Genomic DNA, 14744 nt, shown 5'->3' with positions numbered 1-14744 from the left:
CCTTTTGGAGCTGGTGTTTATCGGCTTTTGACACTTTGTGAGTGCATTGAGGGATGAGGCGACATGAGCGACACCAAAACACCGAAACTGCGGTCCACCGCCTGGTTCGACAATCCCGACAATCCGGGCATGACGGCACTCTATATCGAGCGTTACCTGAACTTCGGCCTCACACGTGAAGAACTGCAGTCCGGCAAGCCGATCATCGGCATCGCCCAGACCGGCTCCGACCTTTCGCCCTGCAACCGCCACCATCTGGAGCTTGCCAAGCGCGTACGCGAGGGTATTCGCGACGCCGGCGGCATCGCCTTTGAATTTCCGGTGCACCCGATCCAGGAAACCGGCAAGCGACCGACCGCGATGCTCGACCGGAACCTGGCCTATCTCGGTCTCGTCGAACTGCTGTACGGCTATCCCATTGACGGCGTCGTGCTGACCACCGGCTGCGACAAGACCACCCCTGCCTGCCTGATGGCCGCGGCGACGGTGAACATTCCAGCCATTGCACTGTCCGTCGGGCCGATGCTCAACGGCTGGTACAAGGGCGAGCGCACGGGCTCCGGCACCATCGTCTGGAAGGCCCGCCAGATGCTTGCCGCGGGCGAGATCGACTACAAGGGCTTCATGGACCTTGTCGCCTCCTCTGCCCCCTCTGTCGGCTATTGCAACACCATGGGCACGGCGACGACCATGAATTCGCTGGCCGAGGCCCTTGGCATGCAGCTTCCGGGTGCAGCCGCCATTCCGGCGCCTTATCGGGAGCGCGGTGCAATTTCCTATGAGACCGGCAAGCGTATTGTCGACATGGTGCGCGAGGACCTGAAACCCTCCGACATCATGACCCGCGAAGCTTTCGAGAATGCGATTGTCGTCAACTCGGCCATCGGCGGCTCGACCAACGCCCCGATCCACCTGAACGGCATCGCTCGCCATCTGGGTGTTGAGCTGGACAACGACGACTGGCAGGAAATCGGTCATGACGTTCCGCTGCTGGTGAACCTGCAGCCGGCCGGAGAATATCTCGGCGAGGATTACTTCCATGCCGGCGGCGTGCCCGCTGTCGTGGCCGAGCTGATGCGAAACGGCAAGCTGCCACATCCCGGCGCGCTGACTGTCAACGGCAAGGGCATCGGCGCCAATTGCGAGGGCGTCGTTACCGATCTGCCGGACGTCATCAAGCCGTTCAACACACCGATGAAGGAAAAGGCAGGCTTCATCAACCTGAAGGGCAATCTGTTCGACAGCGCCATTATGAAGACCAGCGTGATCTCGGAAGAGTTCCGCGACCGGTATCTGTCCAATCCGGACGATCCGGAAGCGTTTGAAGGCCGCGCCATCGTTTTCGAAGGGCCAGAGGATTACCACGACAATATCGACAATCCGGACCTTCAGATCGACGAGCACTGCATGCTGTTCATCCGCGGCACCGGCCCGATCGGCTATCCCGGTGGTGCGGAAGTGGTCAACATGCAGCCGCCCACAGCCCTGATCAAAAGGGGGATCACATCCCTGCCCTGCATCGGCGACGGCCGCCAGTCGGGGACTTCCGGCTCACCCTCGATCCTGAACGCTTCCCCGGAGGCTGCCGCCATGGGTGGGCTTGCTCTCCTGAAAACCGGTGACCAGGTGCGGATCGACCTGAGAAAAGGCACCGCCGACATTCTCATATCCGATGAAGACCTCGCACAGCGCCGTGCGGATCTGGAAGCGGCCGGCGGTTTCAAGGTTGCCGAAAGCCAGACCCCCTGGCAGGAAATCCAGCGCGCCATGATCGGGCAGTTCGACAAGGGCATGGTGCTGGAACCGGCAGTCAAATACCAGGACGTCGCGCACACCAGGGGCCTGCCGCGGGACAACCACTGATCTGACAATCTTGTCAGGTGCATTGCTCCTGGCACCTTGAAATGTAGATATTTGCCGGACTTGATCCGGCAATCCATCCCATGACCTGACCACGGCGGCCGCGCTACAGGCGAACCGGCATGGATCCCATGGTCAAGCCATTGGATGACGGATCGTGTGGCGAAACGTTCCTGGCGGCGCATCTCTTGCGACACAGATTTATGCTTGACGGTTACGTAAGCGTCATGCTTCAAGGAGTCAAAGACGGGTAAGGACCCACCTCATAGGGGAGAAAACGACATGTCCTTGGAACAGCTTACTGAAGGTGTCCGTGCGAAAGTTGCCGATGGCGGCATTGAAGAGTCGGTCAAGTTCGATCTCGGTGAGACCGGCATCATCTTCCTGCAGGGCTCGACTGTTTCCAACGAAGACGCCGAAGCAGACTGCACCATCAAGATGTCGGCAGAAGACCTCGGCGATCTTCTCTCGGGCGACCTGAACCCGACAGCGGCCTTCATGGGCGGCAAGATGCAGGTGGAAGGCGACATGAGCGTCGCCATGAAGCTCGGCAGCATCGTCTAAGCGTTTTTTGCAGCAGACCCTTTCAAGCCGGCCCATCGGGGCCGGCTTTTTTATTCAGCGATTAGCACTCCCACCTCCCCATTCCCATCAGCCTCATCCTGAGGAGCCCGGTACAACCGGGCTCCTCAGGATGAGGTGGTGAAGAGGAGGACGGGGCAGGGACATGTGGGTTGGTCATCTAATCGGCAAACAAAAAAACGGCGGGCACTGCCCGCCGTTGGAGTGTCAGGATGGTCCGGGTCGCTACCGGTTTGTGATGATTTCCGGTCCCATCAGGCTGTAGGGCAGCCAGGTGGACAGGGCCGGGACGTAGGTGACGAGGATGAGGAACAGGAGCAGGATGAGCACGAACGGCGCTGCCGCCTTGACCACCTGCACCAGACTCATTCCCGTTATCCCCGATGTGACGAACAGATTGAGCCCGATTGGCGGCGTGATCATGCCGATTTCCATGTTCACGACCATGATGATGCCGAGGTGAACCGGATCGACGCCCAGTTCCATGCCGATGGGGAACACCACCGGCGCCACGATCAGGAGCAGGCCGGACGGTTCCATGAACTGGCCACCCAGCAGCAGCAGCAGGTTGACCGCGATCAGGAAGGTGAACCAGTTGAAGCCGGCTCCGACCATCCAGTCGGTGATCGCCTGCGGAATCCGCTCCGATGTCAGGACATGGGCAAACAACAGGGCGTTGACGATGATGAACATCAGCATGATGGTCGTCTTCGCCGCATCCACCATTACCTTCTTGGTGTCCTTGTGGAACATGGCCGGGAGGAACTTCCAGATGATCAATCCGATGTTCCGGCCCCAGATCTTCGCACCCACACCATAGATCGACGGCAGTTCGGCAGGGCTGACACGGCCGCGCAGAAGCGGATAGCCGATCAGTGCAGCCAGCAGGACGATGGCACTGTCGATGCCGTAGAAGCCCTGTCTGTCCGTAACCATGCCGGCGATGCTCGACCAGGCGAACATTGCGGCAAACCCGTAGGTGATGGTCTTGAAACCGGCCAGCCCCAGCGGACCGTCCTCTTCCTGCACCCAGCGGATACCGCTGAGCGGGCCCATGTCGCGATAGACGAAGAGCGCCACAAGGCAGGCGTAGACGGCCGCAACGGCCGCAGCTTCCGTCGGGGTGAAGATACCGCCGTAGATGCCGCCCAGAATGATGACCATCAGGAACAGGCCGACGGCCGCTTCCATCATGGCGTGCCAGATTTCCTTGAAGCCCGGCCACGGCTGTGCTGGCAGGTTCTTGACGCGCGCCATCACGTAGATGGCGATCATCAGCATCAGACCGGCAATCAGGCCGGGCACGACACCGGCCAGGAACATGCGGCCGACGGAAACGTTGGTCGCGGCCGCATAGACCACCATGACGATGGACGGCGGGATCAGGATGCCGAGCGTGCCGGCATTGGCGATGACGCCCGCGGCAAACTCTTTCGTGTAGCCTGCCTGCCGCATGCCGGCGATGGCGATGGTGCCGATGGCGACCACGGTTGCAGGCGAGGAGCCTGACAGCGCGGCGAACAGCATGCAGGCAAAGACGCCCGCGATCGCCAGCCCGCCCCGGATCGCCCCGACGGATGCGATCGAGAAACGGATGATGCGCTTGGCAACGCCGCCCGTCGACATGAAGGCCGAGGCCAGAATGAAGAAGGGAATCGCCAGGAGCGTGTAGTTCTGTGACGCCGTGAACAGCTGCAAAGCCACCGACGAGATGGAATCGTTGGAGAAGATGGCAATCGCCAGAACGCTGGACAGGCCAAGCGAAATGGAGATTGGAACGCCCAGGAACAAGAATCCGAGGACGAGAATGAAGAGAATTGCTGCTTCCATTGCCCCGGCCTCAGTCTTTCAAGACGTCTTTGTTTTCAGCGACGAGGTCTTCCGCCTCATGCGCGGCGATCATCATCTCGCGCTCGCCGGTGATGATCTGCCAGGCCGCCTGAATGCAGCGGAACATGAACAGGAACAGGCCGATGGGCAGGATCAGATAGGCGATCCAGCGCTGTACGCGCTCTTTCGTGCCGAAGGTTTCTATGATGACGTCGGGATAGCGCAGGTCATCGAGGCCGATGCCGATCTTGTACATCTTCGACCAGTAGTCGATGGCGCCGCCCCGGGTATCCAGACCGAAGATATGCAGCCATTCCGACCAGAGCAGGGTCAGCGCATAGACAACGCCGCAAAGCGCGCCGAACACGGCAACGGCCCGGAACACAGGCTTCGGAAACAGGCGAATGACCGCATCGACGCCCAGATGCGAGCCGATTTTGACGCCGTAGCTCATGCCGAACAGGATCAGCCAGGCGAACAGGATACGTGTGAATTCCAGTGCACCGGTCCAGCCGGAATTAAAGCCGTATCGCGCCACCACCTGGGTGAAGGATACGATGGTCATGGCGGCCAGAAGAAAGGCGAGTACACCTTCCTCGAAGCGCGTGACCCAATTGTCGACGCGTTGCATGCGTTTCCCCCGAATTGGCCTCTTGGTTATCAGCGTGGCCGCCGGCATGGTTGCGCGGCCGGTCGCAGGACCTTGGCAGAAGGGCCGGACAGTCCGGCCCTTCCAGGTGTCAGGTCAGGTCAGCCTTAGCTGGCGTTGTTGGACGCGACGGCGGCGTCGATCAGGTCCTTGCCGATATCGCCTTCAAACTTTTCCCAAACCGGCTTCATGGCATCGACCCAGGCCTTGCGCTGTTCCGGGGTCAGCTCACGAATGGTGGAACCGGCGTCCAGGATGTTCTGGCGGTTCTTGGCTTCTGCGGCTGCAACGTTGCCGTTTGCAGTTGCGGTGACTTCTTCCACGATGGTCAGGAACTGGTCACGGACTTCCGGATCAAGGCTGTTCAGCCACTCGTCGGAGGTGACGAGCAGGTAGGCCAGAAGCTGGTGGTTGGTTTCGGTGATACCGTCCTGCACTTCGAAGAACTTCTGGGTGTAGATGTTGGACCAGGAGTTTTCCTGACCGTCCACAACACCGGTCTGCAGTGCGCCGTAGACTTCCTTGAAGGCCAGCTTCTGGGCGTTGGCGCCCATGGCTTCGATCATGGCAACGGCCACGTCGGAGGTCTGTACGCGGAACTTCAAGCCCTTTGCATCGTCCGGAACCAGCAGCGGCTTGTTGGCGGAGAACTGCTTCAGGCCGGAGCTCCAGTAGCCGAGGCCCTGGAAACCGTAATCGGTCATGGAGTTCAGCAGCATCTTGCCGTTTTCACCGGTGCTGAAGCGCTCGACAGCGTCCAGGTCCTGGAACAGGAACGGCAGGTCGAACAGGCGGAATTTCAGCGTGTAGGCTTCGAACTTGGAAAGCGACGGAGCAGCAAGCTGAACATCGCCGAGCAGCAGAGCCTCCATGACCTTGTCGTCGTCAAAGAGCTGAGAGTTCGGGAACACCTGCATGCAGGCCTTGCCGTTCATCTCATCGTTGACGCGTTCCGCCAGCAGCGTGGCAGCGTCGCCTTTCGGGTGGCCGGTCGCGGCAACCACATGGCTGAACTTGATGACGATTTCACCGTCATCGCAAGCATCGGCCGCATAGGCGTTTGCGGACAGGGCCAGGGACGCCGCAGTTGCTGCGGCGAGAGCGAATTTTTTCATCGGATGTCCTCCCAGACATTTCAATATGACGGCCATTCGGGCCGGACAGCGCGGTGGCTGGTCGGCTCCCTATCAGCAATCTCCGTGCCAACCGCTGCCAACGCCTCAATAAGCGCCGGTTTCTGCCGGTTATCAAATTTTCAGGAATTAAACCGACCCAGCGAAAGACTCGAGTATGGGTCGAGTCAGACACATGGCATCGAAGCGGATGTGTCGAAATCGACACATTTTCCGCCCGCTACATCATATTTTGAGATCTTGAGCGCCGAGAATCAGTGCCAGATGGCCCCCGAGGACCGGTCATGACGCAGCTTTACCTTCAGGCGCGACAGCTTGTCCGGATTGCGCATGTTGTAGATGTGCTCCAGCCGGCCATCGGCGTCATAACCGAACATGACAGCCGTCACGATCTCTTCGCCGTGGAACAGGACGAGGCCGCGCGTGCCGTTCAGATCCAGAATCTCGATCTGGCACGGCTCCCAAAGACGGCCGAGAATGAGAACGACATAGCGGGCGACCTCGTCGGCTCCAACCAGAATGCGGCTCATGGCCGTTGCCTTGCCGCCGCCGTCGGACTGAAGCTGTACGGTTTCGGCGAGAAGTCCTGTCAGGCGATCGGTTGAGCCCGTCTCAAGCGCCGTCAGAAAGGCGGACAGGATCCGGTCCTGATGATCGGCCGAGGGAACGAAACGGGAGGCAGGTCCCTGCACGTGCCGGCTCGCCCGGGAGACGAGCTGGCGGCAGGCCTGTTCGGTAACCCCCAGTGTCTGGGCAACTTCGTCATACGGCTGTGCGAAGATCTCGCGCAGCAGGTAGGCCGCGCGCTCCTTCGGGCTCAGGCGTTCCAGCAGCAGGAGGAAGGCCGTCGTCAGGGATTGCGCCCGGTCAAGGTCGGTCTCCGGATCCGAGCCGCTGTCGAACTGCAGCGGCTCGGGGATCCACGGACCGACATAGTCGACCCGTTTGCGGTGAGCGGCCTTGAGCGTGTCCAGGCAACAATTGGTGCAGACCGTGGTGAGGAATGCCTCAGGATTCAGGATGTCGGCGCGGTCCGTGGTTTGCCACTTCAGGTATGTGTCCTGAACCGCATCCTCGGCATCCGCCATGGAGCCGAGCATGCGGTAGGCCAGCCCCATCAGCTTCGGGCGGACCGTCTCGAAAACATCGATGCCTGGGGCGTCACTCATCTCAGTGGTTCGATACCTGCACCCGGTTCCACAGATTGATCATCGCGACCGCAGCGGTGATCGCGCTGATTTCGGCATCCTCGAAATGACGGCGTAATTCGCGGCGCAGGGCCTCATAGTTCGTGTCGACGTTGAGGCTGGTCAAGGCTTCCGTCCAGGCAAAGGCCGCCTTTTCCGCCGGCGAATAGTCATCGACATGCCGCCAGACCGTAAGACGCTGCAGGCGCTCCTGGGTTTCGCCTGCATCGAGCGCTTCCTGTGTGTGCATCTTGACGCAATAAGCGCACTGGTTGATCTGCGAGGCGCGCAGGTCGATCAGATGGCGCAGTTTCGGTTCCAGCCCCGCCTTGCCGATCTCGCCGCTGGCGGCGACAAAACGCTTCACGATACCGGGGACATTTTCATAGTGATTGATGGCAGTCGAGGTCGTCATTGACGTGTCTTCCATTCAAGTTTCAGGGTGTGACACTGGGTTGACGATCGTTTGCTCCGGTTTGTGACACGGGCATGGAATTTTTTTTCCGCAGTCACGCCGTTTCCCGGGTCCCCGCTTTCGCAGGCATGACATCGAGGCAACCAGAAACTCTCAGACTGCAAATCTCAGCCCAGAGCCGCCTCTTCCTTGCCGAGACCGTATTTGCGCATCTTCTCGTAGAGCGCTTTCCGGGAAAGCCCGAGGTTCTCGTAAGTCGGCTTGATAGCGCCGTCGTTGCGCTTGAGTTCGGCGACGATCAGCGCACGCTCATAGGCCGCGACCTGATCGAACAAGGTGGATCCGGCACCACTGCTGGGCGCTTTGACCAGTTCGACACCGAGCACGAACCGGTCAGCGACATTGCGCAATTCGCGGACATTGCCCGGCCAGTCCCGTGCCATCAATTCGGCAAGATACTCCTCGTTGATGTCCGGAATCTCACGCCGGTAGCGTGCCCGGGCTTCCACCGCCAGATGACGGAACAAGAGGGGGATATCCTCCAGCCGGTCCCGGAGCGGCGGTATGGCAACATTGACGACGTTGAGCCGGTAGAACAGGTCCAGCCGGAACCGGCCTTCCTTGCCAGCGGCCTCCAGATCCTCCTTGGTGGCGGCTATGAAGCGCACATCCAGTTCGATCGCCTTGTTGGAGCCGAGCCGCTCGATGGTGCGGGTCTCGATCACGCGCAGGAGCTTGACCTGCAGCTCCAGCGGCATGGATTCGATTTCGTCCAGAAACACGGTGCCGCCGTGGGCATGTTCCAGCTTGCCGATGCGCTGTCCGCTGGCGCCTGTAAAGGCACCTTTCTCGTGGCCGAAGAGTTCCGATTCGATGATTTCGGCAGGAAGTGCGCCGCAATTGAGCGCAACGAAAGGCTTTTCCTTGCGGGGGCCTTCATCGTGCAGAGCGCGGGCCACCACTTCCTTGCCGGAGCCGGTTTCGCCCAGGATCAGCACATCGGCATCGGTTGCCGCCAGGGCCGTGACATTGCGGCGAAGCAGCTCCATGGCCGAGGTGCGCCCCACAAGACGGCTTTCCAGGCCTGTCCGGTCTGCCAGTTCCTCGCGCAGCTTGCGGTTTTCCAGAACCAGCCGGCGCTTGTCGAGCGCGCGTTCCACCACGGAGGCGAGGCGCGAGACGGAGAAGGGTTTTTCCATGAAATCGTAAGCACCGGCGCGCATGGCCTCGACCGCCAGCGGCACGTCGCCATGGCCGGTGATCAGGACCACGGGCAAGGCGGGATCGATCTCGAACGCCCGTTTCATGACCTGGAACCCGTCCGTGCCGGGCATGCGGATGTCGGTGACAAGGACGCCGTAGAAGCCGCGGTTGATCCGCTCCAGAGCTTCGTCCGGCTCGCCGGTTGCAAACACTGCCTGGCCGGACAATTCCAGCCCCTGGCTCAGGGAGCCGCGCAGGTCCGCTTCATCGTCAATCAGTAGGACGGTCGCCTGATCCATAAACGTCTATCTCGTTTCATTCCGCTGCAAGAACATGCTCGTCGGCCACCGGCAGGCGCATGGTGAAAACCGCGCCGCCACCGTCGCGATTCGCTGCCTTCAGCGATCCGGAAAAGTCATGAACGATCTTGTAGGCAATCGACAAGCCCAGCCCGAGCCCGGCGCCGACATCCTTGGTGGTAAAGAACGGGTCGAAGATCTGCGGCAGGACCTCGGCATCTATGCCCGGACCGTTGTCGCTGACCGTCAGCACCGCTTCTCCGCCCTCCTGCCGCAGTTCCAGCCGAACTTCTGGCCCGGCGAGCGAGAGAGCGTTGCCGCTGACAGCGTCCAGTGCGTTGGACAGGAGATTGATGACCACCTGCTCAAGGCGGATGCGCCCGCCCTTGACGATGATATCCTCTGCCGGCAAAGCCAGCTCGAGGCGCACCTTGCTCTGCTTGATGTGCGGCTGGAGCAGCAGCGTTGCCTCGTCGATCACCTGGCGCAGAGAGACCGGCTTGATGTCAGTGCCGGATTTGCGCGTGAAGCCCTTCAGCGTCTTGGCGATTTCGGCCATGCGGCTGACCATGCCTTCGATCCGCGAAAGATTGCCGAGGGCCTCGTCCGCCCGTCCCCGCTCGATCAGCATGCCGGCCACTTCCGCATCGGAGCGGATGGCCGCCAGAGGCTGATTGTATTCGTGACTGAGCGCCGCCGACATCCGGCCGAGCGTTGCCAGCTTGGCGGCCTGCACGAGTTCGGCCTGGGCGAGGCGTAAATCGGCTTCGGCCTGCTCACGCTCGCGCACTTCCTGTTCCAGCAGGACATTGGTGCGGCGCAGATCCGCTGTCCGCGATTGCACCCGGCGTTCCAGACGCAGCGCGCTTGCCCGGTTGCGCCGTTCCTGGCGCACGAATTCTTCCCGGCGGACGATCAGGATGGCGAGACCGCCGGCGGCGATCACGCAGACCAGCAGCGCGACAAGCATGGCCCAGCCGGATCGCAGGCGCGCCTCCTCAACCGTCACCAGGGTTCTGACCTGCCAGCCCAGAACGGCAAGGTTCTCGGTCAGTTGCAGATAATAGTCCGGGGTGTGGGTGGCGGGCAGCAGCACCTCGATGCGCTCTGCCACCGACATGTCGGCAATATCCCGGCCGAACGAGAGTTCGTTCATCCGCTTGCCGCGCCATGCCGGAACATTGGTGACGACGATCCGGCCGCTGCCATCCAGCGCGACCAGCGGTTCCTTGCTGAGGGCCCAGGCCTGCTCAACGTCTTCCAGAGAGACCCGAACCGCGAGCACGCCGACAATGGAGCCATTCTTGCGCAAAGGCGACGCGAACACGTAGTTCGAGACCGCCTCGGGCGTGCCGGGGATCAGCTGCCGGCCAAGCTGGCCTTGCAGGGCCTGTTCGAAAGCCTGTCCGATCCGTTCAGCCCCGCCGAACGACCCGGCCGGGACCCCGTCCTGGCTGGAGACCACGACATTGCCCTGCCGGTCCATCAGCCAGATCTCTTCCGCACCCGACATGCCGGCAGCAATCGCGGCGATACCTGGGTCTTCCGGCGTGCCGGTTTTCATCAGCAACTGGCCGATGTCCGGGCCTCGCGCCAACAACGGCGAGAGCAGGCGGAACTTGTCGAGAAGTCTTTCCAGAACGGCCGTCTGTACCGCAAGATTGGCCCGTGCGCCGGTTTCCACTTCCGCAAGCGTGATCCGCAAGCTGGCAAGCCCTGTCAGCCACATCAAGGCGACCGTCGACAGGATTGCCGCCGCCGCGATACCGATCTTCAGCCTGCGCCAGGTCCGGCGCTTGGTCTTGCGCAACATCGCGTCAGTATAAACAAGCCGTGCGCCGCGTGAAGCGGGGGCCTTATCCAGCGGAGTTCCCCCCAGTGTCGGCATCTGCCAGAGCCGGGGCACGCTGGCGCCGGTCGATGGCAACGCTCTTGATCAGAACCGTCACGTCCTTGCCCGTGTGGAGATCCAGATCGGCGACGGAGGCGCGGGTAATGCGGGCACGCAGCACCTGTCCTCTGACGGAACACAGGATTTCCGCATAAGGGCCGTTTTCGCTGGAGATACTGCGGATCGTCGCCCCAAAGGCATTGCGGATGGACAGGCCTTCCGGTGGCACCACAGCCAGGGCGACATCCCTGGCCCGGATGCGCAGGCGCACCGCATCGCCAGGCTCCGCGGCCATATCCGGGATCTGAAGGATGGCTCCGCCGATATCGACATCGGTCAGCCCCCAGTCCGGGTCGCATCTGGTGACCGTGCCTTCGAGCAGCGCACTGGCCTCATGACGGCCGGTGGCCCGGCCAAGGTCGGTTCTGGCGAGCATGTCGGCCACCGGTCCGAAGGCGGGCGTGCGGCCGTCCGACAGGATCACGAGCGTGTTGGACAGGCGTGCCACTTCCTCGATGGAATGGCTGACATAAAGGATCGGGATCCCCGCCTCCACGCACAGGCGGTCCAGATAGGGCAGAATGTCGTTCCGCCGCGCCTGATCGAGATTGGCCAGCGGCTCGTCCATGATCAGCAGCCGCGGGTCCGACAGGAGCGCCCGGCCGATGGCAACCCGCTGCTTCTCACCCCCGGAAAGGGTTCCTGGTTTGCGCTCCAAAAGGTTGCCGAGCCCCAGCAGGTCGACCACTTCGGCCATGTCCCGGGTGCCTGGCCTGCGGCCGGCCCAGCGGGCATAGGTCAGGTTCGAGGCGACGCTCAGATGCGGAAACAGCCGGGCATCCTGAAAGACATGACCGATCCTGCGTGCCTGAACCGACAGGTTGATGCCCTTTTGTGCGTCGAACAGCGTCGTCCCATTGACGGCGATATGACCGCTGATCGGCTTGATCAGCCCTGCGATCATGTTGGTCAGGGTCGTCTTGCCGGCGCCCGACTGGCCGAAAAGCGATGTCACCCCGCCGCCGCTTGCGAAACGGGCTTCAAGATCCAACTGGCCGACACGGCCTTTAATGTCGACATCAAGCATGACCGCCCCCCATACGCGCCCGCAGCCGCCGCGCGAGCGCTTCGGAGGCAATCAGCGCTGCGAAGGCGACGAAGGCGGCGATCAATGTCAGGCGGAAAGCGGCGAGGTCTCCACCCGGGGTCTGGGTGGCGGTGTAGAGCGCCAGCGACAGGGTTCTTGTTTCCCCCGGGATGTTGGAAACAAAGGTGATGGTCGCGCCGAATTCTCCCATGGCCTTGGCGAAGCCCAGAATGGCGCCGCCGAGAATGCCCGGCAGCGCAAGAGGCAGGGTGACCGTAAGAAAGGCCGTCAGGCGATGAGCACCGAGCGATTTGGCCGCCTCTTCCAGTTTCGGGTCCACGGCTTCAAAGGAAAGGCGGATCGGCCGAACCATCAGCGGGAAGGCCATGACACCGGCGGCGAGCGCCGCGCCGGTCCAGTTGAAGGCGAAGGTGACACCGAAGACACTGTCCAGAAACGAGCCGACCGGCCCCTTGCGGCCAAAGGTCAGCAGCAGCACGTAGCCCGTGACCACCGGGGGCAAAACCAACGGCAAATGCACCAGCGCGTTGACAGCCCCATGGCCGGTGAACCTGTAGCGGGCAAGCACGAAGGCCATCAGAACGGCAAGCGGCAGCGCAACGGCAAGAGCGGCAGAAGCGACCTTGAGGGTCAAGAGAAGGGCCTGCCATTCCGCTGGCTCAAGATTGAAAAAATCCACGGCTGCTCAGTCTGTTCGTTCCGGTACGCGGCCGAATGTCTTCAGCCTTCTGCCGTTATCGGTTAGAACACCGCAGGAACGCAAGAAATCCTTTGTTTCCAAGTATGGATGCAAAGCTGAGGACTCGGGGTCACTCGTCTCGTCCGGCTTCGGTATCAGCATTCAGGTGGCGAGCCGTGATGCGATCGGCTAGGGTCACCTTCCCGCCTTTTTGCAGCCGATTCCAGGACCCTGCATGACAATCACGCTGAAGATCCAGACCCCTGATGTCGATACCTATCTGCGCCTGCGGGTCGAGTCCGGACTGAGCGGCTACGGCCGGGAAGCCGCGGAAATCGGGCTGAAGAACAGTCTTTATTGCGTGATGCTCTATGATGGTGATGAAGCGATCGGCATGGGCCGTCTCATCGGTGACGGTGGCTGTTTTGTCCAGGTGACCGATATCGCCGTCTTGCCGGCCTATCAGGGGCAGGGCCTCGGCAAGCGCATCATGGCAGCCTTGACCGCCCATATCGAAAGCGCGTTTCCGCCGTCGACCTATGTCAGCCTGATCGCCGATGTACCGGCAAATGCGCTTTACGCCCAGTTCGGCTTTGAGGAAACCGCACCGCGATCCCTCGGTATGGCGCGCCGGGCGGGGCGTAAAGGCATCGCCTGACAGAGTGTGGCCAATAATTTTTCTGCGCTCGCAAATCGGGTCGTTTCAGATTTTCCGGATGCCTAGGGTCTTCTCACAACAGTTGAGGAGACAACACCATGTTTCAGATCGAGCCGCTTCCTGCTTCCGAATTCACACACTTGAGCAGCCTGAGCGACGCAGAGCTCGCGCAGAAAGGCATTCAGGTGCACGTTTCGGACGGCGCATTTCCCTGCCGGGTGTCGCTTGCCGACGCCGCTGAAGGCACACGGGTTTATCTTCTGAATTTCGAACATCAGCCGGGTGATACGCCCTACCGTTCCCGGCACGCGATCTTTGTTGCCGAGGGCGCAAGAGAATACCGTCCGGAGCCGGACACGGTTCCGGATGCCGTGGCAAATCGCCTGCTTTCCGTGCGTGCCTTCAACCAGGCCCACGAGATCATTGACGCCGAAGTCGTCGAAGGCCGCGCGCTGGAAGGTGTCATCGCGTCCTTCTTCGACAATCCGGATGTGGACTACATTCACCTGCATTTTGCCCGCCGCGGCTGTTACGCGGCAAAGGTCACACGCACTGCGTGGACCTGATCAATAGAGCCTGAGCAAGCCTTCGGAGGTGGCTTCTTCCAGAAGCGCTTCCGGAGTTTGTTTCAGCTTGCCATGCCGGATCATCGCATCGCCGATGTCGCCGAGATTGTCGGCATTCCGCCAGCTTTCCGATTGCCAGATCTTCGACCGGATCATCGCCTTCGGGCAATGCATGAATGCCCGGGTGACTTGCACTGCCAGCGCCATCGAGGGTCGTTTGCCCTCCACCTTCATCCGCTCCAGGAGCCAGGCATCGCGAACGATGCGAGCCTCCCCGGAAACCCTCAAGGTCTCGCCCTTGCCCGGGATCAGAAAAATCAGCCCGACGCGCGGGTCCTTCAGAAGATTGTGGTAGCTGTCGAGGCGGCGATTTCCCGGTCGGTCGGGGATGGCCAGCAGCGTGTCGCTCAAGACAGTGACAAAACCGGCCGGATCTCCCTTGGGGCTGACATCGATCACGCCCTGCGGATCGACTGTCGCGATCAGGCAGAAAGGGGATCGCGCGATGAACTGCCGGCAGAGGTCGTCCAGTGCCGTGATCTCCTTTACCTTCACCTTCTCGGGTGCGGTTCCGGCATGGGCCTCAAGCTGGCCGACCGTTGTTATCAGGTCGTCAAAATCTGCAAGTGTCGTGGGATCTTCCGGCATGGCAACCTCCCTGGATCTGCCTGCTGGCGTGCTCAC

14 protein-coding genes are annotated in these 14744 nt (G+C 61.4%); 4 read left to right on the top strand and 10 right to left on the bottom strand.

Annotated elements, in window-relative coordinates:
- The first annotated feature begins 63 nt into the window (after positions 1 to 63).
- Both SIAM614_RS18915 and SIAM614_RS18910 read left to right on the top strand, forming a co-directional pair.
- On the top strand, positions 64 to 1863 hold the full coding sequence (locus tag SIAM614_RS18915; protein ID WP_006937007.1) for an IlvD/Edd family dehydratase: 1800 nt from the start codon (positions 64 to 66) through the stop codon (positions 1861 to 1863).
- A 279-nt stretch (positions 1864 to 2142) separates the two neighbouring features.
- On the top strand, positions 2143 to 2424 hold the full coding sequence (locus tag SIAM614_RS18910; RefSeq protein ID WP_006937005.1) for an SCP2 sterol-binding domain-containing protein: 282 nt from the start codon (positions 2143 to 2145) through the stop codon (positions 2422 to 2424).
- Between the two features lie 243 nt (positions 2425 to 2667).
- Here the strand turns inward: SIAM614_RS18910 and SIAM614_RS18905 are convergent, their stop codons facing one another.
- The 9 genes from SIAM614_RS18905 to modB all read right to left on the bottom strand — a co-directional run bounded on the left by SIAM614_RS18905 (position 2668) and on the right by modB (position 12836).
- Entirely contained in the window at positions 2668 to 4272 is a 1605-nt protein-coding gene (locus tag SIAM614_RS18905) for a TRAP transporter large permease (RefSeq protein WP_006937003.1), read from the bottom strand.
- Between the two features lie 10 nt (positions 4273 to 4282).
- Complete coding sequence (locus tag SIAM614_RS18900; RefSeq protein ID WP_006937001.1) at positions 4283 to 4903, bottom strand: TRAP transporter small permease; 621 nt, start codon at positions 4901 to 4903, stop codon at positions 4283 to 4285.
- 125 nt (positions 4904 to 5028) lie between these two features.
- Positions 5029 to 6036: a DctP family TRAP transporter solute-binding subunit gene (locus SIAM614_RS18895; protein WP_006936999.1), complete on the bottom strand. Its 1008-nt coding sequence runs from the start codon at positions 6034 to 6036 to the stop codon at positions 5029 to 5031.
- 272 nt (positions 6037 to 6308) lie between these two features.
- Positions 6309 to 7223 carry an RNA polymerase sigma factor SigJ gene (gene sigJ, locus SIAM614_RS18890; RefSeq protein WP_006936997.1) on the bottom strand — a complete coding sequence of 305 codons (915 nt, stop codon included), beginning with the start codon at positions 7221 to 7223 and terminating at the stop codon, positions 6309 to 6311.
- Between the two features lies 1 nt (position 7224).
- Positions 7225 to 7656 (bottom strand): carboxymuconolactone decarboxylase family protein, encoded by a 432-nt coding sequence (locus SIAM614_RS18885; protein WP_006936995.1) that lies wholly within the window; start codon positions 7654 to 7656, stop codon positions 7225 to 7227.
- A gap of 167 nt (positions 7657 to 7823) precedes the next feature.
- Positions 7824 to 9158 (bottom strand): sigma-54-dependent transcriptional regulator, encoded by a 1335-nt coding sequence (locus tag SIAM614_RS18880; RefSeq protein WP_006936994.1) that lies wholly within the window; start codon positions 9156 to 9158, stop codon positions 7824 to 7826.
- 16 nt (positions 9159 to 9174) lie between these two features.
- Entirely contained in the window at positions 9175 to 10971 is a 1797-nt protein-coding gene (locus SIAM614_RS18875; protein ID WP_006936993.1) for a sensor histidine kinase, read from the bottom strand.
- Between the two features lie 43 nt (positions 10972 to 11014).
- Positions 11015 to 12136 (bottom strand): molybdenum ABC transporter ATP-binding protein, encoded by a 1122-nt coding sequence (gene modC, locus SIAM614_RS18870; protein WP_006936992.1) that lies wholly within the window; start codon positions 12134 to 12136, stop codon positions 11015 to 11017.
- Entirely contained in the window at positions 12129 to 12836 is a 708-nt protein-coding gene (gene modB, locus SIAM614_RS18865) for a molybdate ABC transporter permease subunit (RefSeq protein ID WP_006936991.1), read from the bottom strand. The genes modC and modB overlap by 8 nt, the downstream gene beginning before the upstream one ends.
- 235 nt (positions 12837 to 13071) lie before the next feature.
- On the opposite strand from modB, the gene SIAM614_RS18860 reads away from it, so the two are divergent.
- Both SIAM614_RS18860 and SIAM614_RS18855 read left to right on the top strand, forming a co-directional pair.
- On the top strand, positions 13072 to 13494 hold the full coding sequence (locus SIAM614_RS18860; RefSeq protein WP_006936990.1) for a GNAT family N-acetyltransferase: 423 nt from the start codon (positions 13072 to 13074) through the stop codon (positions 13492 to 13494).
- Between the two features lie 98 nt (positions 13495 to 13592).
- Positions 13593 to 14060 (top strand): DUF1203 domain-containing protein, encoded by a 468-nt coding sequence (locus SIAM614_RS18855; protein ID WP_006936989.1) that lies wholly within the window; start codon positions 13593 to 13595, stop codon positions 14058 to 14060.
- Here the strand turns inward: SIAM614_RS18855 and SIAM614_RS18850 are convergent, their stop codons facing one another.
- Positions 14061 to 14708, bottom strand: coding sequence for a pyridoxamine 5'-phosphate oxidase family protein (locus SIAM614_RS18850; protein WP_040440594.1), 648 nt, complete (start codon positions 14706 to 14708; stop codon positions 14061 to 14063). It lies immediately after the preceding gene.
- Positions 14709 to 14744 lie beyond the last annotated feature (36 nt).

Origin of the sequence: Roseibium aggregatum IAM 12614 (assembly GCF_000168975.1) — a bacterium.
Lineage (GTDB): Bacteria > Pseudomonadota > Alphaproteobacteria > Rhizobiales > Stappiaceae > Roseibium > Roseibium aggregatum.
The sequence above is the reverse complement of the archived record's forward strand: the minus strand, read 5'-3'. Positions and strand labels throughout refer to the sequence as shown.

Bases quoted from the DNA above. Each gene is read 5' to 3' on its own strand.
- SIAM614_RS18850 (WP_040440594.1), bottom strand. From the start codon at position 14,708: ATGCCGGAAGATCCCACGACACTTGCAGATTTTGACGACCTGATAACA.
- modC (WP_006936992.1), bottom strand. From the start codon at position 12,136: ATGCTTGATGTCGACATTAAAGGCCGTGTCGGCCAGTTGGATCTTGAA.
- SIAM614_RS18875 (WP_006936993.1), bottom strand. From the start codon at position 10,971: ATGTTGCGCAAGACCAAGCGCCGGACCTGGCGCAGGCTGAAGATCGGT.
- SIAM614_RS18900 (WP_006937001.1), bottom strand. From the start codon at position 4,903: ATGCAACGCGTCGACAATTGGGTCACGCGCTTCGAGGAAGGTGTACTC.
- SIAM614_RS18895 (WP_006936999.1), bottom strand. From the start codon at position 6,036: ATGAAAAAATTCGCTCTCGCCGCAGCAACTGCGGCGTCCCTGGCCCTG.
- SIAM614_RS18885 (WP_006936995.1), bottom strand. From the start codon at position 7,656: ATGACGACCTCGACTGCCATCAATCACTATGAAAATGTCCCCGGTATC.
- SIAM614_RS18860 (WP_006936990.1), top strand. From the start codon at position 13,072: ATGACAATCACGCTGAAGATCCAGACCCCTGATGTCGATACCTATCTG.
- SIAM614_RS18910 (WP_006937005.1), top strand. From the start codon at position 2,143: ATGTCCTTGGAACAGCTTACTGAAGGTGTCCGTGCGAAAGTTGCCGAT.
- SIAM614_RS18905 (WP_006937003.1), bottom strand. From the start codon at position 4,272: ATGGAAGCAGCAATTCTCTTCATTCTCGTCCTCGGATTCTTGTTCCTG.
- SIAM614_RS18915 (WP_006937007.1), top strand. From the start codon at position 64: ATGAGCGACACCAAAACACCGAAACTGCGGTCCACCGCCTGGTTCGAC.
- sigJ (WP_006936997.1), bottom strand. From the start codon at position 7,223: ATGAGTGACGCCCCAGGCATCGATGTTTTCGAGACGGTCCGCCCGAAG.
- SIAM614_RS18855 (WP_006936989.1), top strand. From the start codon at position 13,593: ATGTTTCAGATCGAGCCGCTTCCTGCTTCCGAATTCACACACTTGAGC.
- SIAM614_RS18880 (WP_006936994.1), bottom strand. From the start codon at position 9,158: ATGGATCAGGCGACCGTCCTACTGATTGACGATGAAGCGGACCTGCGC.